This is a genomic window from Kitasatospora sp. NPDC059812 (genome assembly GCF_042732075.1).
Taxonomy (GTDB): domain Bacteria; phylum Actinomycetota; class Actinomycetes; order Streptomycetales; family Streptomycetaceae; genus Kitasatospora.
Genome location: NZ_JBHWIO010000032.1, coordinates 1 through 17,900 on the forward strand (window position 1 = coordinate 1; position 17,900 = coordinate 17,900).

A 17,900-nucleotide genomic window follows, 5' to 3' on the forward strand; every position below is an offset into this window, starting at 1 on the left:
TTGTCGGCGCCGGCTCCTGTTTTTAACACCACACCCCTGTCCCCCAGATTGCCACCCCCCCCCCGCCCGGCGGGCCCCCCCCGCGCCCCGGGGGGCGGGGGCCCCCGGGGGCGCGTCGGTCAGGCGTCGAGGCCAGAGCCCGTCGTGGCCAAGTCGGGCGGCTCCGCAGTTTTTGCCCGCCCCTCCGGACCTGGACCCATATCGAGCAAGGCCGGGGGCCACCCAGCCAAATTGCGGTCAGGCCCAAAAACCCTGACCGAGCCACAGCGACTTACGCCCCCGGCCATGCCCAGCCCCAGGCCAGACACAAAATCGAGCACCCATTCTAGCAGCGTGAATCGATCCCGGCGACTATGCTGCGAATTGCTTGAACCGCCGATACTGCATCATCTGCGGAAAGTGGCGTAATAAAGCCAGGGTTAAGCGGGTCCAAGTCACACTCATGAACAATTCTATTCCTGCGACTAACAATCAACCCAAGGGCTGTCTGCCTAGAGGTCGCACCCTTGCCAAATGCCGCCGACCAAATCTTTCCCACTCCAACCATGGCCAGCGCCTTGCTGATATCATCCGGGCGCTGATAGGTCTCAAGCCCCAGCCTCTCGGAAATGTATGTCCGCGACACCATTTCCATTTCCGCTGGACCATTTTCAGCGGCGGCGACAATCTGGCTGATTGCACCAAAGTGCAGCCCGACCTTATTCCCTCCCCCAGCAGGCGTTCGCATCATCAGAATGTCTACAGCCCTATCAAGCACCACGCCGTGGACGTATGAATCTAGCGCCGCCACTGCGTGAACTAATGCCGCTCGGTACAGATCAGAACCGTCAATTCGATTAGCCGTCATTGCCGCGACTGACTGCCCCACCCCGATGAGATCGCGAGCCCTGTCAGCCTGCGCATGGAATCCCCCTAAACGCTGGGTGGGCACTAAGCCTCCTGCTCCGTAAGGATCTCCACTCTGCGAGCCAGTCCATCAAAGGTCTCGCGGAATTTCTCAATGTTCTCGGCCGTGATTTCCCAGACCGATCCGCCGCGCCCGGATACGTCCTGCTGCGTGAGAGTAAATACCGGCTTCCTGCTCTGCTGGGAATTTGCAATCAAGGCGTTGAAGTCGGGAATCGAAGCCAGCCTGAAGGCGGATTCCAGCTCCGCCGCCTCATATGTTTCCTCCGTCAGCATTAGACCTGCGGAGGATAGTGCGGGCACGAGGTTTTCGTCGATCGCCTTATCGAGAGCCTTGAAATACTCGCGGAAGGCGATAGTGGGGGCGCCATTCTTAAGGCGATAACGCTGGACGATGACCCCTAGAAACTTGAGCCGAGTCCTAGGGAAAATGTAGTCCGCCGTTGACAGGGCCTCAAGATCGGAAGCCCTATTGGCCCACCGTGCCCACTTGGGGATTACCCTCGCGAGCGAATCCATTGCCATGACCGAGAAAACATCAGGACTCGCCGGCACAATGAAATAGTCCGAGATTGACACGAGGTTCTGGTTAATCGACCCGAGCCCAGGGCTTAGGTCGAGAATTACGTAGTCGGCATCATATTCGGCGGCGGTAATTTTAAATAGATGGGCAAAGCTACCGGGCAGATTCTTTAGGGCCTGAATGGATTCGGAAAGCTGCTGCGCAACTCCAAGCGAAACCTCATCCTCGGCCAATCCCACGTGACCGGGAATGAGGTAAAGGCCACTTCGCCCGGGAACCTCGACACATTCCACCGGCTCAAGCGGCCTAGGGCGAGACTGAAATGCCGGGTCCAATGCGTCTCGAAGATTCCGGTTCGGATTGTCCCGGTAAAAACTCTCAAGAGCATCGTTCTGCGTCAGATCCAAGACCATCCCAGTAAGGTTGCACTGGGGGTCGGCATCGACCATTATGACTTTCTTGCCGCGCTCAGCTAGCATCCATGAGAGATTGAAGCAGGTAGTGGTCTTGCTTACGCCACCCTTATTGTTGAACATCGCGATGATCTTGGTCATGGGCGCCTCAATTCGCGGGCTGATTGCTGGTATCTCCCAGCGCTTGTTCAGTGAGCGGCCTTCACTGACGCGCGCAGCTTACAACCGGAAAGCTGGGTGGGAGTAGGTTTTTCGCATCATGGCCTGGGCTTCGCCGCTCACATCGCCGAGAAGTGGTCACCAGGGTCTCTCCCCCACTAAGTTCGGACGAGGCTGGCTCTCGGCAAGCCCCATCGCTTAGGACCGTTGCCGTTGGCCGCGGACATGCGGCACTGACGCATGCGAGAGGCATGCCAGGTCGAGCCGTAGCCCCATCGAGCTGTCCAGCCCGGCCACATCAGGTCAGCTCGCCGCGGACGTGAGCAGTCAGGCGGAGCAGTTCCTTAAGACTCGCTCACCCCTCCAGAGCACCCTCCAGGTGGACCAGCGTGCTTCTCCGGACGTCCGGGTCAGCGATCGCGCGCAGCTTCGAGCGATTCACGCCGCAGTCTGCCAGGAGCGTTTTCAACTCGTCCGCTATACAGCGGACGGCGTACCGGCCGGCTGCGTAGTCCACCCGGGGTTCCCATACCCGTGAGTCCGGGTTTGGGCTCGCCGCCAGCTCCGCACTGAGGTCGTCGGCCCCGTCCAACTGCTTCTCAACTCACCTGATCAACAACCGAGCCGGCCATCCGTGCGCAGACATGCTGAGGAGCCCGATGCCATCGGCATCGGGCTCCGACCAGCGGGGCTACCCCGTTCCCGCCAAGGTCACGGGGTGGTCCGGCACGCCTTCGGTTGTCCTTGATCAAGTCAGTGGCTGTCCTCCCGCGTTGGCACCTTGCAGCCGAAGATCCGATGGCTGACTTCCGCTTCGTGGAGGTCGGCTCAGATGATCCGTAACTCCGTTCTGCTCCAGCCAGATCCGACGCATCAGCCGCAGTCGCACAGCGTCGCTGAACGCGGGATCGACGCACCATTCGGCGACATCGCGTTGCGCGGCGCGCCGACTCGGCGAGAACGCCCTTACCGGCCAGCAGAACTGGCCGGTAAGGAGCCACCAGGTCAGCAGCCGGTCAAGCCCGACCCGGAGCCGTTCGCCGGCGGTCACCACTCGGCCGGGTAGAGACGGACCAGGTGCGGGGTCAGGCCGACGAACGCCAGCGTCCGCACCTCGCCGAAAGTGGCCAGCCGGTGCCCGATCCTCTGCACGGCGGACGGGCCGAACAACTCGGTGAAGTAGTCCTGCTGATCCGTGCTGAGCGGGAGGGCGCGAAGCGATCCCAGGAGCGCGGCCAACGCGTCCGGAAGGCGGGAGAAGCGTGCGGGTTCCGTCACGCCGCGGACCTCCACCACCACCGGAAACGGGCGCGACGCCGCTCCCGCCTCGCCACCAGTGGAAGCCGACTCGGCCCCGTCGTGATCCCGAAGCGCCGTCATCGCGCCGGCACCTCCCCCGCACGGCGCGGATGCCACATGTGAACGCCCACCGCCTGTCCGTTGACCACGATGTTCCGCGTCACGGCCTTCCGCAGGCCCGCACCGCAGTAGAAGCATCGCGTCGCCGCCGATCCGAACGCCCGACCGTTCCTCATCTGGCACCCCGTCCCGGGCCGACCAAGGCCCAGGCGATCTTTCCGAAGCCTTCGGGGCGGGGCGCGCAACCCCACTCCACGGACAGTGCCTCCACCAGGAACAGTCCCCGCCCCGACAGCTCGTCGGACACGGTCGACCGCCGGATCGTCGGTTTCTCGCTGCTCGCGTCGTGCACCTCGATACGAAGATGGCCGCAGGTCAGCTCGAACCGGACGGCAATCTCCCGCCCCGGCGAAACCCGCCCGTGGACCACGGCATTGGACACCAACTCGGTCAGCACGAGCTGCCCGTCCATCGCGAGGACCGCGCCGTCGGGAACCTCCGCAAGGAACTTCCGGATGTGCTCCCTGGCCATGCCGGCGGACTTTCGGTGCCGGGTGAGCATCGCCCCGAACGTGGTTATCCCGACGCCCGACTCATTGGACTCAGCGTCGTCCCGGGATTCTCCCGAGCTGATCACGTGCACCACCCTCCCGATGCTCGACAGCGGCCGGAACGGGTCTTCCGGCCCGTGGCTCCAGGTTGCCGGGAGGCGATGCGGTCGACGCACCCGGGCTGAATACCCAAGGTGGATAAACTCACGGTCAATCAACTTCCGTTCAGGAAGCACTGATCGACAGCGGGGGCAATGGTGACCGAAGCTCGCCTTCCGGACCGGCTTCCATCAGGTCTGCTCGCCAATCCTGAGATGATCGCCGCGTGCCGACAGCGGGACTTCGCCGCCGTATTCCGGCTGCTCAAGCTGGCCGGTGTCTACCCGTCGCTCATCGCGCGAGCCTGTGACCTGACCCCGAGCCGTGTCGGCGAGGTAATGGCTGGGAAGCGGCGGATCGAGAAGATCGATCTCGTCGAACGCATCGCGGACGGCCTCCACATCCCGGGCCACATGGTGGGCCTGGCCACCCGGAATTGGGAGCAAGCAACCGCGCCGCCCCAGGCAAGGCGCTGCGTGATCGAGCCCCGTCTCGCCGCCGCAAGACCCAGCCCACCCGTCGACCCCGAGTTCTTCGTCGGCCACCTCCGCGAGGTGATGCCCGGCCACTACAGGACCGCCAACTTTCTGGGATCCCGCCACGCGCTCGATCCGGTCACCCGACACGTCGAAGTACTCGACCGTCTCCAGCAATCCGCCGACGGGAGCGCCAGGGCCGAGATCCTCGCCATCGGCGCCCGGACCGCCGAGTTCCTGGGCTGGCTGAACCAGGACCTGGGCGACTTCGACCAAGCCATGTACTGGTCGGACCGCGCCATGGAGTGGGCGCAGGAGTCCGGCGACGACGTCATGGCCGCCTACCTCCTGTTCAGGAAGAGCAACCAGGCGACGGCCCGCCGCAACGCGCAGCAGGCCGTCGGGCTGGCACGCGCCGCCCAGCGTTCACCCGGGGCGACCCCGCCCATCCGAGCCCTGGCCACGCAGCAGGAGGCCCAGGGGCACGCGCTCATGGGCAACCAGCGCTTCGCCCAGGTCAAGTTCGACGAGGCCCACGAGCTGGCCGCGTCACCGGACGACGAGCACCGCGACGATGCCCTCGACATGGCCTACTGCACGCCGACGTACATCGAGATGCAGCGCGCGAACTGCCTGCTCGAACTGGGCGACCCGCTCACGGCGGTGGCCATGTTCGAGGCCGAGCTCCGGGCGCTCCCTCCGGTGTACCGCAACGACCAAGGCGTGTACCTCTCCCGGCTGGCCCGCGCCTACGCGGTGTCCGGCGAGCCGGAGCAGGCCGCCGCAGCGGCGGACCGCGCGCTGTCGATCGCCATCGACACCGAGTCCGCGCGAGCGATGGCGGAGCTGTCCGCCGCAGACAAGGCCCTTCAACGGTGGAGCTCCGTGGCCGAAGTCGCCACCTTCACCGGCCGGTTGAAGCTGATGAGCGGCACGGTGCCCTCTCGACCTGCGGCAGGCTGATGAGAGAGGGTGGGGGCCATGGACGCACTGATCACGGCCGCCACCTCCGCAGACGAACACCGGCGCGGCGCCAAGATCGCCGTACTGCCGGTCGGCAGCTTCGAGCAGCATGGCGACCATCTGCCGCTCACCACCGACACCGTCGTCGCCGGCCTGATCGCCCAACGGATCGCCGCCGACTACGGCCTATTCCTCCTGCCGCCCATCACGGTGTCCTGCTCTCACGAGCACGCCCACATGCCCGGCACCGTCAGCATCAGCGCCGCCACGCTCTATGCCGTCGTCAACGACATCTGGAAGTCGCTCCAGGCGTCCGGTGTTCCCGGCCTGCTCATCGTGAACGGCCACGGGGGCAACTACGTCCTCTCGAACGTCGTCCAGGAGGCCAACACCTCCGGTCCGCGCGTCGCCCTCTTCCCGGTTCACGCGGACTGGCACCAGGCCCGCGAGGCAGCGGGCCTGGTGAGCAGCGGCGCCGAGGACATGCACGGCGGCGAGTTGGAGGTGTCGCTCCTCCTCCACGGCGCCCCGGAGCTCATCCGCGACGGCATCGAGCGGGATGACCACTCCGCCCCCGAGCGCCCGCACCTACTCACGCTCGGCATGGCCGGGTACACGAAGAACGGCATCATCGGGCAGCCCTCCCTCGGAACGGCGGCGAAGGGCCGAGCCCTCCTCGACAGCCTGTCCCGGTCTGCCGCCTCGCATCTCTCGATCCTCGCGGGCGACTGAGAGGCACTTCGGGCCCTGCCCCGGCTGGGGAAGGGCCCGAAGTGAAAAGCCGCAAAGTGACCTGAGGCGTCAGGCCTTGGGGCCGGCGGACTGGACGACCTCGAAGGACCAGAGGGTGGAGCCGGAGGCGGCGGGGCGCTTGGGGGCCTCGCCCTCCGGGGCGGCGGGGCGGTGGGCGGCCTGCATGGGGCCCTCCATCCACGCCTTGAAGTCCTCCTCGCTGCGCCAGCGGGTGTAGACGAGGTACTGGTCGGTGCCCTCGACGGGGCGGAGGAGCTCGAACCACTCGAAGCCGTCCGAGTTCTCCACCGCGCCGGCGCGGGAGGCGAAGCGCTGCTCCAGGACCTCCCGCTGCTCGGCGGGAACCGTCAGTACGTTGATCTTGACGACGCTACTCACATGACACCTCTCATCACTAGGCCCTCTACCTGGGCACCTAACCTTGACCACGTGCGAGCAGTCTCCTACATACGACAGTCAAAGAAGCGTGAGGACGACTCTCAAGCTTCGCCCGGCTGCCCAGCGAACGAAGACCGAAGCCTTGATTCTCGCGAAGGGCTGGGAGAACAACGGCCACTTCGAAGACGTCGGCAAGTCGGGCTGGGACCTCTGGGAGAAGCAGCGCAACGGCCGTAACGGGTCGCTGGTGGCCAAGCTCCACGGTGCCCGGCTCGTGCTGTCCAGCGAGAGGACGGCCGCCCGCCTGGACGAAGCGTTCGTGAAGCTCTTCACCGCCGCCGTCCTGCTCACCTCGCACCAGAAGTACAAGCCCGCGTAAGACTTCACACCGACCGCTCTGCTCATCATGTCCGGCAACGACAAGCCGACGATCCGAGGCACCGACGAAGGCATCTGGCGGCGCTTCCGCTGCGTCCCGTGGGACGAGTCGTTCATCGGAAGGGAGGACAAGGGATTCAAGGGCCGCCTACTGGCCGAAGCGGAAGGCACAGCGGCATGGGCGGTCCGGCGCGCCGCCGAGTGGTTCAAGCAAGGCCTGAACGAGCAGGAACGAGTCACCAGGGCTACCGGCGAATACCGGGAGGAGTCCGACCCGTTCGCCGACTGGGTGGCGGCCAACTTCGAAGCAACGCCGGACGGCTTCGTGCCGAACAGCGAGATCAAGCAGCGGGCAGAGCGGATGCACCCGAAGCTCCCCGGACAGGCGCAAGCGTGGTCCAAGGACTACGTCCGCCCAGGCGACACCCTGTGCGTGTGGAAGCTGGACCGGTTCGCCCAGTCGCTGATTGACGACCGCCGCGCCAAGGGGGAGAGCGTGAGCAGCATCGCGAAGGCGCTCGGGATCAGTCGGGCGACGCTGTACCGGCACTTGGAGGACTCCGAGTCGTAGCCGCCGCGCCTGCCGTGGGAGCCGTCTGCCCCACTGTGGGTGGACGGCTCTTTCACTGTCTCTGGCGTCCGCCATCTTGACAGCACGATGCCCCGGTACGGGCTCTGAGAGGTCCGTACCGGGGCGGCGCCAGTTCACCAGCGCGAGCAGAGGTAGTCCACCACAGGCGCCAACCGGGTGGTGGCGGACGTGGGCCCAGCCGTGTACGCCGCGAGAGCAATCCCGGCGCCATCCACGACCGTGAGCCCCGCTGGAATGGCCGTCCCGCCGCTGACGACAACGACGGGCTGACCGTCCCGGTACTCGATCGACAGTGTGCCGATATCCTCGGGCTTGACCTGATCGGCCGGGACCAGCACGGGTTCGGCCGTCCCGGGCGTGAGCTTGATCGGGGCCGGGCCCTTTGAGTTGGGCGTGGTCTCGGGCATGACTGTCTCCTCACTGGCCGGCTCGCTGCCGACGCGCCTGGACCTTCCCATGACTGTCCGTCACCAAACCATCGCCGTTCTGATCGCTCGTCCGGCCGGCTGGGCGGGGCGCTCCGGAAGTTTCCGGCCGTGGCCGCCAACGGTCCCGACCCCAGCTCGAAGCACGCGCCCTGAGTGTGATGCCGTTTCCAGACCCAAGATTCGCCAACTGGGATGCGGCCCGACGAGGTGGTCGCCATGACCCGCGAGGCGTGGGCGGAGTTCACCAGCGCCATCAAGTGCGGGGAGGTCGACCTGAGCGCGCAGGAGACCTGTGGACTGTCCGCTGTGTGATCAGCCCATCGCGTTCGACCCGGAGACAGGACAAGGCTGCTGCTTCCGGTGCGACCAGTGGGCGGGTCGGGCGATCCGGGGCCTGTCGATCGTGACGCTCCGCGGCAACTTGCCCGAAGTGCAGGCGGAGAGGGGGCGTGCAAGCCTGGTTGGAGAACCCGAAATCCAACCGAATGGGGCACAGCCATGGGTATCGGCGACAAGTTCCGGGACAAGGCCGAGCAGTTGGAGGAGGAGGCGAAGTCGCGCCTCGGCAACAAGCCCCCGAAGGCGGACGACGCCCAACAGAAGGCCGCCCAGACCCAGCAGCAGGGCCAACAGCAGGGCCAGCAGAACCTGGACGACCTACCGGACGACATCGACGACCGGAAGTAGCGGCCAAGACCGGGCGGGGACGGTCAGGGGTGGGCCCTCGACCGTCCCCGTACTCATGCCCGGACCGCTTCGTGGGTCAGGCGATCCACGGCGGGAGGAGGCGCTCGGCGTCGCGGGGGGCGAGGCCGCAGGCGCCTTCGGGGGTGACGGCGTCGGGGTTGTAGGCGTGGGCGGGGGACGGGCCGGCGACGATGGCGGTGAAGCCGTCGGCGGTGGTGATCCGGCGGGCGAGGTCGGCGGGGAGGACGAGGGTGTCGCCGGCGGTGAGGGGCACCGGGCCGTCGGGGAGGGTGACGGTGGCGGTGCCGGTGAGCAGCGTCCAGATCTGTTCGACGTCCATGGCGTGGAGCGGGCCGCTCTTGCCGGCCGTCATGTCGACCTGCCACAGGGCGAGGGCGGTTGAGCCCTGGGTGGGTGAGGCGTAGGTGGTCATGACGGCGTTCGGCGTTTCGGTGCGACGGGCGTCGGCGTGGCGGATCACGGGCATGGCGAGGGAACCCCCTAAGATGGTCAATGACGTTGTCTATATGGTCAATGAGGTTGTCTACCCATGTCAAGCGAGCCCGTGAGCACACCCACGAGCACACCCACAAGCGCCCCCGCAGGCGAACCCGCCCCGCCCGGCTTCGAGTTGCCGCTGCGCCTGCTGCTCGCCTTCCGGACGATCATCGACGAGTTGCACGAGCGCATCGCCCGCGAGGGCCACCCCGACCTGCGGCCCATGCACGGCTTCGTCTTCCAGGCGATCGGACCGCACGGCACCACCGCCGTCGACCTCGGCCGCCGGCTCGGCGTCTCCAAGCAGGCCGCCGGCAAGACCATCGAGAACTTGGAGCAGCTCGGCTACGTCGAACGCGGCGGCGACCCGGCCGACGCCCGCCGCAAGGTCGTCCGACTGACCGCCCGCGGGGTGGACTGCCTGGTCCGGTCGGCCCGGATCTTCGACGAGCTGCGCGCCGAGTGGTCCGCCACCCTGGGCGAGGAGCGCCTGCGCGAGGTGGAGACGGCCCTGCGCCTGCTCGCCCCCGGCGACCCGTTCCGCCTCGACACCCCTCGCTGGTTCGGCGGTCCGTGAGGGAGGATCAGGAGTGGTGCGAGTCATGAGGGGCCAGCGGAGGGGAAGCGGATGAGACGGCTGGGGCGGACGGTCACGGCGGCGGCCGTACTGGTGCTCGCGGCGTGCTCCTCACCGGCCCCCGAATCACCGGCTCCAGGGCCACCAGCCCCCGAGCGCATGTCCCCGGAGGCCCGCGGCTACCTCTCGGAGGCCCTGGACCTCATCCAGCAGAAGTCCCTCAACACCGCGAAGGTGGACTGGCCGAAACTCCGCACCCAGGCCTTCGCCCAGGCGGCCACGGCCCGCACCCCGGCCGACACCCACACCGCGATCAGGGCCGCCGTCACCGCCCTCGACGACCACCACAGCCGTTTCTACCCGCCCGACCAGGCGGCGAAGGTCGACGCCGACCCGGAGGCCGTGAACGCCCCGACCGCCCGGCAACTCCCCGGCCGCATCGTCCAGTTGAATCTCCCGGCGGTGAACGGATCGGAGCGCACCTACGCCGAGTACGTCGCCCGCGGCCGCGCCGCCGTCGCCGAAGTGAGCGCCTGCGGCTGGGTGGTGGACCTGCGGGGCGAGACCGGGGGCGGGATGTGGGCCCCGCTGGCCGTCGCGGCGCCGATCCTCGGCGACGGCCCGCTGGGCGCCTTCGTCACCGCGGACGGCACCCGCAGCACCTGGTCGGTCCGCGACGGCGTGCCGTACCTGGACGACGCCCCGCAGGCCTCCCCCGCCACCCACCACGACAAGGCGCCCACCCACCACGACAAGACGCCCGAAACGCCCGTCGCCGTCCTCACCGGCCGCGCGACCGGCAGCGCGGGCGAGGCGGTCGCCATCGCCTTCATCGGCCGCCCGGCCACCCGCAGCTTCGGCCAGCCCACCTACGGGGTGCCCACCGGCAACGCCGCCCACCGGCTGTCGGACGGCGCCGTCCTGCTGCTCACCGGCGCCGCCGAGGCCGACCGCACCGGCCGGGTCCACGAGGGCCCGATCGAGCCGGACGAGGCGGTCGAAACGGCCGACCCCCGCAAGGACGACGACCCCGCGCTCGCCGCCGCCGTCGCCTGGCTCTCCATCCAAACCCCCTGCAAGGCAGGCTAGAACGACCGCCCCTCCCCCCGGTACGGCGGCTCGTGGGCGGGCCGGTCCGGGCGGTCGCGCCGGTCGGCGCAGAGGGTGGAGCTGAGGCGGGTGAGCAGGTCGGCGAGGTCGGCGTACTGCTGCTCGTCCCAGTCGCCGAGCAGGTCGGCGAGTTGCGAGCGCCGGGCGGCGACCAGCTTGACGGCCGTCTCCGCCCCCGGTTCGGTGAGCCGTAGCGCCAGCCCGCCGCTGCGGGCGGCGAGGCCGCGGCCCTCGACTTCCCGGACGGCGCTCTCGATGACGGCGATCGGGATGATCCGCCGCTCGGCGAGTTCGGCCGGCTCGACCGAGCCGTGGTGGTGCATCTGCAACAGCAGCCAGCTGGAGGCGGGTTGGAGGTCCAGCCCGGCCCCCTCGGTGATCCGCCGGAAGAGGTCGCGCCGGGCCTCGCGGGTGCTCAGCATCGAGAGCGCGCGGGCGATCTCGTCCAGCGACGAGCGTTGGACGGGGTTGAGGCCGATGGATTCGCTCAGGTCGGGTGCGGTGACGGTGGAGCGCAGCTTCTGTTCGCGTAGGAACAGCGACAGCACGAAGGCGACCACCGCGACGGGCACCGCGTACAGGAACACCCGGGTGATCGACTCGGCGTACGCGTGGTGGACGGCTTCCTGGACGACGGCGGGCAACCGGGTGATCACCCGCGGGTCGGAGGTGATGGCCTCGGGGTGGAAGCCGGGCGGCAGCGGCAGGCCGGTGAGGGCGTCGGCGAGCCGGTCGCGCAGCCCGCTGGCGAACAGGCTGCCGAAGATGGAGACGCCGAAGGAGGCGCCGATGGAGCGGAAGAAGGTGGCGCCGGCGGTGGCGACGCCGAGGTCCTGGTAGCCGACGGAGTTCTGCACGATCAGCACCAGCACCTGCATGACCAGGCCCAGCCCGAGGCCGAAGACCAGGAAGTAGAGGCTCATCTCGGTGGTGCTGCTGTGCTCGTCGAGCCGGGAGAGCAGCAGCAGGCCGACGGTGGTGACGGCCGTCCCGGCGATCGGGAAGATCCGGTAGTGGCCGGTGCGGGCGACGATCTGGCCGGAGCCGATCGAGGTGAGCAGCATGCCGAGCACCATCGGCAGCATGTGGATGCCGGACAGGGTGGGCGAGACCTGCTTGACGACCTGGAGGAAGGTCGGCAGGTAGGTGAGGGCGCCGAACATCGCGAAGCCGACCACGAAGGAGATCACCGCGACCAGGCTGAACGTCCGGGAGCGGAACAGCCGCAGCGGCAGCACCGGTTCGCTGGCCGTCCGCTCGACCAGGACGAAGGCGAGCAGCAGCACCAGGCCGAGCACGCCGAGCCCGACGATCTGCCAGGAGGTCCAGCCCCAGGTGGTGCCGCCGAGGGAGGTCATCAGCACCAGGCAGGTGGCGACGGCGGCGATCAGCACGGTGCCGAGGTAGTCGATCCGGTGCTGGCGCCTGGCCTCCTGCCCGGGCAGGACGGCGGCGATCACCACCAGGGCGACGATGCCGATCGGCAGGTTGATGTAGAAGACCCAGCGCCAGCTGAGGTTGTCGACGAACAGTCCGCCGAGCAGCGGCCCGAGGACGCTGGTCACGCCGAAGACGGCGCCGAAGAGGCCCTGGTACTTGCCACGGTCCCGGGGGGAGACGAGGTCGCCGACGATGGCCTGGGTGAGCACGATCAGCCCGCCGCCGCCCAGGCCCTGCAGCGCGCGGAAGGCGATGAGTTCGCCCATGTTCTGGGCGATGCCGCAGAGTACGGAGCCGAGCAGGAAGATCACGATGGAGGCCTGGAAGAAGCGCTTCCGGCCGTACATGTCGCCGAGCTTGCCCCAGAGCGGGGTGGCGGCGGTGGAGGCCAGCAGGTAGGCGGTGACCACCCAGGAGATGTGGTCCAGGCCGCCGAGGTCGCTGACGATGGTGGGCAGCGCGGTGGAGACGATGGTCTGGTCGAGGGCGGCGAGCAGCATCGCCAGCAGCAGGGCACCGATCGGCACCCAGAGGTTGGGGACGGTGACCTCCGGCGGGCCGGGCTCGTACGCCGGGCTGCGGTCGGACGCGGCGCGCGAGTCCGTCATGGCGGCTCCGTAGGGTCGCGGGCCCCGGCCGAGGCGGCGGGCCCGTGCGGATGATCACTCCCAGCTCACCATGCTGTCAGAAATGCCCCGGTTTGCTCCCTCGGATTGAGCCGAACGTAGCCGCCGGGCCCACCGACCCAGGACACACCGCACCGACCCGACCGCCGGCACCGGGGACATCCGCCGCTCCCCGACCGTTCCTCGGGAAACAACCGCCACCAACCGGCACAACACCCCCGCCCGGGTCCGGACGCCCCTGTCCCCCCTCCGGGACGTCCTGCATAATCAGGCGCGATCGTGAGCCCGGGAACCGCCCCGGGGCACGCAGACCGCCCGAGAACCGAGGAGGACCGGCCGATGCCGGACCAGCACTGCCCGACGTGCGGCACCGCACGCTCCACTGGGTGCGGCTGCGTCCCGGACCCGAGCCTCACCGAGACGGCCGTCCTCCCGCACCTCGAAGGCCCGCCACTGGTCCGCCCGTACGTGCCGCAGGCCGTCGGCCAGGTCGCCGAGGAGCCCGTGGCGGACGTCCCCGCCGTCGACCCGTTCGCGACCGCCGTCCTGCCGCCGGTCGCCCCGGGACAACCGGCCCCCGTCCACCCCGCCCCGCCCGTGGTTCCCCCGCTGGGGCCGGACGCCGACGCCTACGCCACCACCGTGCTGCCGCCGGTGCCCGCCTCCGGGCCGGGCGCCTACGCGGCGGCGACAGCCCCGCAGGCCGCGTCCGGCGGCGACCTCGGAGTCTTCCCCTTCGACCACGCGACGCCCGGGCCCGAGCCGGAGCCCGTCGGCGGCCGGGCCGCGCGCAGAGCCGCCGAGCAGGCCGCGCAGAACCCGCTGGCCCGGCACAAGCTGCTGCTGGCCGGGGTGGGCGCCGGCCTGGTCGCGCTCACCATCGGCATCGCGTACGCGGTGACGCCCTCGCCCGCGCCGACGACCCGGCAGGCGCAGCCGCTGCCCACCACCCTGGCGCCCGCGCCGGTGGAGCCGACCGCCCCGGCACCGACGGACCCGGCCACGCCGCCGCCGCCGACCAGCGAGGCACCGAGCCCGACGTCGCCCCCCACCCGCAAGCCGAGCCCGACGAAGACGGCCACCCCGGCGCCGACGCCGACCACCCAGGCCCCGGTCGCCGCTCCCCCGGCCCCCGCTTCCGCCCCGACCGCGCCCGCGACGCCCACGCCCACCCCCACCACCGCGACGCCCACGCCGACCCCGACCCCCACTCCGACGCCGACCCCGACCACCCGGGTGCTCCAGATGGGGATGACCGGCGCCGACGTCAAGGACATGCAGCAGCGGCTGTGGGCGGCCGAGTGCGGATACGTCGACAAGTCGATGATCACCGGGACCTTCGACTTCTGGACCCGGTCGGTGCTCGGCGACTACCAGACCAGCAACCGGATCAAGGGCGAGACCTTCGTCTACGGCCCGAAGACCCGGGCCGCCCTGGAGGCCGACCCGGGCTGCTGAGCCCCGCGGACAAGGGGTCAGCCGGTGATCGCCCCGAAGATGCTGATGCCCGCCAGCACCACCATGATCGCCGCCGCGACCCGGATGATCAGCTTCATCGGCACGTACTTGAGCAGCTTCTGCCCGCCCACGATGGCGAGCCCGCCGACCGCGCACAGCGCCAGCCACGCGCCGAGGCCGACGGCCAGCGGATCGGCGTACTTGGCGGCCAGGTTGGCGGTCATGATCTGGGTCAGGTCGCCGAACTCGGCGACCGCGACGACCAAGAAGCTGGCCCCGGCCACCTTCCAGAAGCTGTTCGAGGACGGCTCCTTGGCGGCGTGCCCCTCCTCGTCGTCGCCCCCGCCGTGGAAGAGCAGCATGGCCGCACCGGCCAGGAACAGCACGCCGGTGACGCCCTCGACCCAGCGGTGCGGCAGCAGCGAGAGCAGGTGCCCGGCGGCGAGGGCGAGGACGACCTGAACGCCCATCGCCGCGGCGACACCCGCGAAGACGTAGCTGGCACGGTACTTGGTGCCGAGTACGAGGCTGGCCAGCGCGGTCTTGTCCGGCAGTTCGGCCAGGAAGATGATGCCGAACGTCAGCGCGGCCACGGTCAAACTCATCAGAAAGGGTCCCTCGGTCGGGCTGCCCGGCCTCCGCAGGTCCGTCAGGGGACGCTTCGGCCCGACAGCACTGGTCATGGTCACAGCACTGCGGCCGAAGGTCTCGCCGGCACCGACCCCGGAGGATCGGGTGCCCCGGGCGCCGGGCCCGTGAGGGCCAGTATGTCGACGGTCCGGTGGAGGGCTACTCCCCTTCAACGTGCTCAAGGGTACCCGACCGCGTCCAGTACCCAAGGCGGCCCGGTACCCGCCCCCGCCCCGGCCCCCCAGCGCTCACCAGCCCGCGCGCTCACCAGCCCGCGCTCACCAGCCCCCGGCCGACCAGCTCCAGCACCACCACGATCGCCACCGACTCCACCGCCAGCAGCCCGACCAGCACGAACAGCTGCACCGCCCCCGCCTGGACGGGCGAGGCGCCGCCGAGCAGCATGCCGACGAAGGCGCCGGGGAGGGTGACCAGGCCGACCGTCCGGGTCTGGTCGAGAGCGGGCACCAGCGAGGTCGCGGCGGCGGTGCGGCAGATCTCCAGCCGGGCGTCGCGGTCCTCGAAGCCGAGCGCCAGGGCCGCCTCCACCTCGCCGCGGCGCTGCCGCAGTTCGTCGAGGGCGCGCCGCCCGGCCAGCGAGGTGGCGGTGAGCGCGCCGCCGATCAGGATGCCGGCGACGGGGATGACGGACAGGCCCTTGGCCGGCAGCAGTCCGACGGCCAGCAGCAGGGCGAGCGCCGGCAGCACGCCGGCGCCGATCGGCGCGGCCGCCCAGACCCAGTCGGGGCCGGGGGTCATCCGCCGCCCGGCGGTGCGCACCGCGACGGTGAACATCAGCAGCACGAACAGCGCCGACCACCAGAGCGAGCCGACCACCCAGCTGATCACCGCGGCGACGGCGGCCAGTTGCACCACCGCGCGCAGTCCGGCCCGCAGCACCGCGTGCCCGTGGCCGAGCAGGCCCCGGCCGGCCACCGCGACGGCGGCCAGCAGCAGGACGGCGGTGACCACCCCGAGCATCGGGGTGACGGGCAGCAGCTGACCGCCCGCGGCGGACAGGGGCACCGGTGTCAGATCCAGCTGGTGAACCACATCCGGTCCTGCCAGGACGTCATCGGGATCACCTCCGCCGTGTACAGCGGGTAGAAGAAGGCGAAGCAGGCGACGATGGCGAGCACGATCAGCCCGGCGCCGGCCGCGCCGATCCGGCGGCGTTCGGGGCTGCACCCGGCCGGGCCGAGGATCGCCCCGAGCATCTGCGCGACGGCCAGGCACAGGAACGGCACCAGGACGACCATGTAGAAGGAGAAGACGGTCCGCTCCTGGTACTGGAACCAGGGCAGGTAGATCCCGGCGACGGCGCACAGCACGGCGCCCGAGCGCCAGTCCCGGCGGAAGAACCAGCGCCACAGCAGGTAGACCAGGGCGAAGCAGGCCGTCCACCAGAGCAGCGGGGTGCCGAGGCCGAGGATCTGGGACGCGCAGCCGCCGGTGGCGGTGCAGCCGTGCTGCCCGTTCGGGACCTGCTCCCAGTACATGGAGACGGGGCGGCCGACGACCAGCCAGCTGAAGGGGTTGGACTGGTAGGTGTGCGGGGTGCTCAGCCCGGTATTGAAGTCGTACATCTGCGAGTGGTAGTGCCACAGGCTGCGCAGCGACGCGGGCACCCAGCTCATCGACACCTGCGGCAGCGGGACGCCGAGGAAGGTGTCCGGGGACAGGCCGGGGCGGCCGTCGGCCCAGTGCCGGTCGTACCCGCCCTCGCCGTTGCCGCCGCTGGCGAGCCAGCCGGCCCAGGCGCCGACGTACACCACCAGGGCGGAGCCGACCATGGCGAGGAAGGCGGGGACGGCGTCGCGGCGCAGCATCGAGCGCCAGGGGCGGCGGGCGCCGGCCCCGCGACGGCCGGACTGGTCCCACAGGACGGTCAGCAGGCCGAAGGCGGCGAGGATCATCGCGCCGTTCCACTTGACGGCGCAGGCGGCGCCGAGGAGCACCCCGGCGGCGATCCGCCAGGGGCGCAGGCCGAGCCGGGCGCGGTCACCGTCGGTGACGCCGACCAGCCGGGCGCGGACGTGGTCGCGGTCGATCAGGAGGCTGCCGAAGGCGGCGAGCACGAAGAACATCTGGATGCCGTCGAGCAGCCCGACCCGGCTCATCACCAGTTGGAGGCCGTCGACGGCCATCAACAGGGCCGCGGTGCAGCCGATCAGGGTGGAGCCGAAGAGCCGGCGGCCGATCCGGGCGAGCATCAGCACGGTGACGGTGCCGAGCAGGGCGGTCATGAACCGCCAGCCGAAGGGGTGCATGCCGAACAGCTGTTCGCCGATCGCCATCACCCATTTGCCGAGCGGCGGGTGGGCGATGAACTCGGGCGCGGAGGTGAGCGGGATGTGCTGCGGGACGGCCAGGACGTCGGTGTTGGCGTGGTCCGGCCAGCTGCCCTCGTAGCCCTGCCGCAGCAGCGACCAGGCGTCCTTGGGGTAGTACGTCTCGTCGAAGACGAAGGCGTTGGGGTAGCCGAGGTTCCAGAACCGCAGCAGGCCGGCGAAGAGCGCGACGCCGATCGGCCCGAGCCAGCCGGACCAGTCGGCCGACAGGCGGAGCAGCCGGCCCCGGGCCGGTGCCGGGGCGGCGGGGGCCGGGGCCTGGACCGCCGGGGGGTGCGTGAGCGCCGCTTGCGTCATTGCCTCGCCGATTCGCCTGTCTCCTGTGCCGGCCGGGTCTCCTGTACCGACCGGGCCGGGCGGCCAACAGCCACTGACACTATGTGGCGGTGGTCGCGAAGCCAAGCGCGACGGGGGCCGACCAGGTGACCCCCTGGGGGCCCCGCGGCCCGCCGCTTGCTTACGGGGGCCCGCCGCCCGCCGCCACACCCCCCCCGCGGGCGCGCCCCCGACCTCGTAGCTGGAGCCCGGAGACAGGGGTGTTGGGG

The 17,900-nt window shown here is 69.8% G+C and carries 20 protein-coding genes; 8 read left to right on the plus strand and 12 right to left on the minus strand.

Annotated elements, in window-relative coordinates; all coding sequences use genetic code 11:
• Positions 1–325 precede the first annotated feature (325 nt).
• From ACFV6D_RS18015 to ACFV6D_RS18035, 5 genes are all read right to left on the minus strand, one after another.
• On the minus strand, positions 326–931 hold the full coding sequence (locus tag ACFV6D_RS18015) for a hypothetical protein (RefSeq protein WP_380560462.1): 606 nt from the start codon (positions 929–931) through the stop codon (positions 326–328).
• A complete protein-coding gene (locus tag ACFV6D_RS18020) occupies positions 931–1,983 on the minus strand; it encodes a ParA family protein (RefSeq protein WP_380560463.1) in 1,053 nt (350 codons plus the stop codon). The genes ACFV6D_RS18015 and ACFV6D_RS18020 overlap by 1 nt, the downstream gene beginning before the upstream one ends.
• 1,065 nt (positions 1,984–3,048) lie before the next feature.
• Complete coding sequence (locus tag ACFV6D_RS18025; protein WP_380560464.1) at positions 3,049–3,279, minus strand: hypothetical protein; 231 nt, start codon at positions 3,277–3,279, stop codon at positions 3,049–3,051.
• A 253-nt stretch (positions 3,280–3,532) separates the two neighbouring features.
• Entirely contained in the window at positions 3,533–4,006 is a 474-nt protein-coding gene (locus ACFV6D_RS18030) for an ATP-binding protein (RefSeq protein ID WP_380560465.1), read from the minus strand.
• Between the two features lie 195 nt (positions 4,007–4,201).
• The gene (locus ACFV6D_RS18035) at positions 4,202–4,411 is read right to left on the minus strand and encodes a hypothetical protein (RefSeq protein ID WP_380560466.1); all 210 of its coding nucleotides are present in this window, start codon (positions 4,409–4,411) and stop codon (positions 4,202–4,204) included.
• Positions 4,412–4,486: 75 nt separating this feature from the next.
• Here ACFV6D_RS18035 and ACFV6D_RS18040 point away from each other — a divergent pair, with 75 nt between their 5' ends.
• Both ACFV6D_RS18040 and ACFV6D_RS18045 read left to right on the plus strand, forming a co-directional pair.
• Complete coding sequence (locus ACFV6D_RS18040; RefSeq protein WP_380560467.1) at positions 4,487–5,449, plus strand: hypothetical protein; 963 nt, start codon at positions 4,487–4,489, stop codon at positions 5,447–5,449.
• An 18-nt stretch (positions 5,450–5,467) separates the two neighbouring features.
• Positions 5,468–6,181, plus strand: coding sequence for a creatininase family protein (locus ACFV6D_RS18045; protein WP_380560468.1), 714 nt, complete (start codon positions 5,468–5,470; stop codon positions 6,179–6,181).
• 69 nt (positions 6,182–6,250) lie between these two features.
• Here the strand turns inward: ACFV6D_RS18045 and ACFV6D_RS18050 are convergent, their stop codons facing one another.
• Positions 6,251–6,580, minus strand: coding sequence for an antibiotic biosynthesis monooxygenase (locus ACFV6D_RS18050; protein ID WP_363372301.1), 330 nt, complete (start codon positions 6,578–6,580; stop codon positions 6,251–6,253).
• Positions 6,581–6,722: 142 nt separating this feature from the next.
• Here ACFV6D_RS18050 and ACFV6D_RS18055 point away from each other — a divergent pair, with 142 nt between their 5' ends.
• Together ACFV6D_RS18055 and ACFV6D_RS18060 are read left to right on the plus strand one after the other, a co-directional pair.
• The gene (locus ACFV6D_RS18055; protein ID WP_380560469.1) at positions 6,723–6,959 is read left to right on the plus strand and encodes a hypothetical protein; all 237 of its coding nucleotides are present in this window, start codon (positions 6,723–6,725) and stop codon (positions 6,957–6,959) included.
• 27 nt (positions 6,960–6,986) lie between these two features.
• Complete coding sequence (locus ACFV6D_RS18060; RefSeq protein WP_380560470.1) at positions 6,987–7,529, plus strand: helix-turn-helix domain-containing protein; 543 nt, start codon at positions 6,987–6,989, stop codon at positions 7,527–7,529.
• A 134-nt stretch (positions 7,530–7,663) separates the two neighbouring features.
• Here ACFV6D_RS18060 and ACFV6D_RS18065 read toward each other — a convergent pair whose 3' ends face one another.
• A complete protein-coding gene (locus ACFV6D_RS18065; protein ID WP_063347403.1) occupies positions 7,664–7,957 on the minus strand; it encodes a hypothetical protein in 294 nt (97 codons plus the stop codon).
• A gap of 519 nt (positions 7,958–8,476) precedes the next feature.
• Here ACFV6D_RS18065 and ACFV6D_RS18070 point away from each other — a divergent pair.
• Positions 8,477–8,665: a hypothetical protein gene (locus ACFV6D_RS18070; protein WP_063347404.1), complete on the plus strand. Its 189-nt coding sequence runs from the start codon at positions 8,477–8,479 to the stop codon at positions 8,663–8,665.
• Between the two features lie 76 nt (positions 8,666–8,741).
• Here ACFV6D_RS18070 and ACFV6D_RS18075 read toward each other — a convergent pair whose 3' ends face one another.
• Positions 8,742–9,152: a cupin domain-containing protein gene (locus ACFV6D_RS18075; RefSeq protein WP_380560471.1), complete on the minus strand. Its 411-nt coding sequence runs from the start codon at positions 9,150–9,152 to the stop codon at positions 8,742–8,744.
• A gap of 78 nt (positions 9,153–9,230) precedes the next feature.
• Here ACFV6D_RS18075 and ACFV6D_RS18080 point away from each other — a divergent pair, with 78 nt between their 5' ends.
• Together ACFV6D_RS18080 and ACFV6D_RS18085 are read left to right on the plus strand one after the other, a co-directional pair.
• Positions 9,231–9,740 carry a MarR family winged helix-turn-helix transcriptional regulator gene (locus ACFV6D_RS18080; protein WP_380490999.1) on the plus strand — a complete coding sequence of 170 codons (510 nt, stop codon included), beginning with the start codon at positions 9,231–9,233 and terminating at the stop codon, positions 9,738–9,740.
• A gap of 159 nt (positions 9,741–9,899) precedes the next feature.
• Positions 9,900–10,829, plus strand: a complete 930-nt coding sequence (locus tag ACFV6D_RS18085) for a S41 family peptidase (protein ID WP_380560472.1) — start codon at positions 9,900–9,902, stop codon at positions 10,827–10,829.
• Here the strand turns inward: ACFV6D_RS18085 and ACFV6D_RS18090 are convergent.
• Positions 10,826–12,898 (minus strand): MFS transporter, encoded by a 2,073-nt coding sequence (locus tag ACFV6D_RS18090; protein ID WP_380423693.1) that lies wholly within the window; start codon positions 12,896–12,898, stop codon positions 10,826–10,828. The genes ACFV6D_RS18085 and ACFV6D_RS18090 overlap by 4 nt on opposite strands.
• A gap of 357 nt (positions 12,899–13,255) precedes the next feature.
• Here ACFV6D_RS18090 and ACFV6D_RS18095 point away from each other — a divergent pair, with 357 nt between their 5' ends.
• On the plus strand, positions 13,256–14,374 hold the full coding sequence (locus ACFV6D_RS18095) for a peptidoglycan-binding protein (protein WP_380423692.1): 1,119 nt from the start codon (positions 13,256–13,258) through the stop codon (positions 14,372–14,374).
• 17 nt (positions 14,375–14,391) lie between these two features.
• Here ACFV6D_RS18095 and ACFV6D_RS18100 read toward each other — a convergent pair whose 3' ends face one another.
• From ACFV6D_RS18100 to ACFV6D_RS18110, 3 genes are all read right to left on the minus strand, one after another.
• Positions 14,392–14,982 carry a TMEM165/GDT1 family protein gene (locus ACFV6D_RS18100; protein ID WP_063351072.1) on the minus strand — a complete coding sequence of 197 codons (591 nt, stop codon included), beginning with the start codon at positions 14,980–14,982 and terminating at the stop codon, positions 14,392–14,394.
• Positions 14,983–15,268: 286 nt separating this feature from the next.
• Positions 15,269–15,985: an ABC transporter permease gene (locus ACFV6D_RS18105; RefSeq protein ID WP_063351073.1), complete on the minus strand. Its 717-nt coding sequence runs from the start codon at positions 15,983–15,985 to the stop codon at positions 15,269–15,271.
• A 50-nt stretch (positions 15,986–16,035) separates the two neighbouring features.
• Complete coding sequence (locus ACFV6D_RS18110) at positions 16,036–17,652, minus strand: dolichyl-phosphate-mannose--protein mannosyltransferase (protein WP_380560473.1); 1,617 nt, start codon at positions 17,650–17,652, stop codon at positions 16,036–16,038.
• Between the last annotated feature and the right edge of the window lie 248 nt (positions 17,653–17,900).

Excerpts from the sequence above, each read along its gene's own strand:
- ACFV6D_RS18020 (WP_380560463.1), bottom strand. The coding sequence starts at position 1,983 with ATGACCAAGATCATCGCGATGTTCAACAATAAGGGTGGCGTAAGCAAG.
- ACFV6D_RS18045 (WP_380560468.1), top strand. The coding sequence starts at position 5,468 with ATGGACGCACTGATCACGGCCGCCACCTCCGCAGACGAACACCGGCGC.
- ACFV6D_RS18060 (WP_380560470.1), top strand. The coding sequence starts at position 6,987 with ATGTCCGGCAACGACAAGCCGACGATCCGAGGCACCGACGAAGGCATC.
- ACFV6D_RS18065 (WP_063347403.1), bottom strand. The coding sequence starts at position 7,957 with ATGCCCGAGACCACGCCCAACTCAAAGGGCCCGGCCCCGATCAAGCTC.
- ACFV6D_RS18070 (WP_063347404.1), top strand. The coding sequence starts at position 8,477 with ATGGGTATCGGCGACAAGTTCCGGGACAAGGCCGAGCAGTTGGAGGAG.
- ACFV6D_RS18075 (WP_380560471.1), bottom strand. The coding sequence starts at position 9,152 with ATGCCCGTGATCCGCCACGCCGACGCCCGTCGCACCGAAACGCCGAAC.
- ACFV6D_RS18085 (WP_380560472.1), top strand. The coding sequence starts at position 9,900 with ATGTCCCCGGAGGCCCGCGGCTACCTCTCGGAGGCCCTGGACCTCATC.
- ACFV6D_RS18090 (WP_380423693.1), bottom strand. The coding sequence starts at position 12,898 with ATGACGGACTCGCGCGCCGCGTCCGACCGCAGCCCGGCGTACGAGCCC.
- ACFV6D_RS18095 (WP_380423692.1), top strand. The coding sequence starts at position 13,256 with ATGCCGGACCAGCACTGCCCGACGTGCGGCACCGCACGCTCCACTGGG.
- ACFV6D_RS18105 (WP_063351073.1), bottom strand. The coding sequence starts at position 15,985 with ATGCTCGGGGTGGTCACCGCCGTCCTGCTGCTGGCCGCCGTCGCGGTG.
- ACFV6D_RS18110 (WP_380560473.1), bottom strand. The coding sequence starts at position 17,652 with ATGACGCAAGCGGCGCTCACGCACCCCCCGGCGGTCCAGGCCCCGGCC.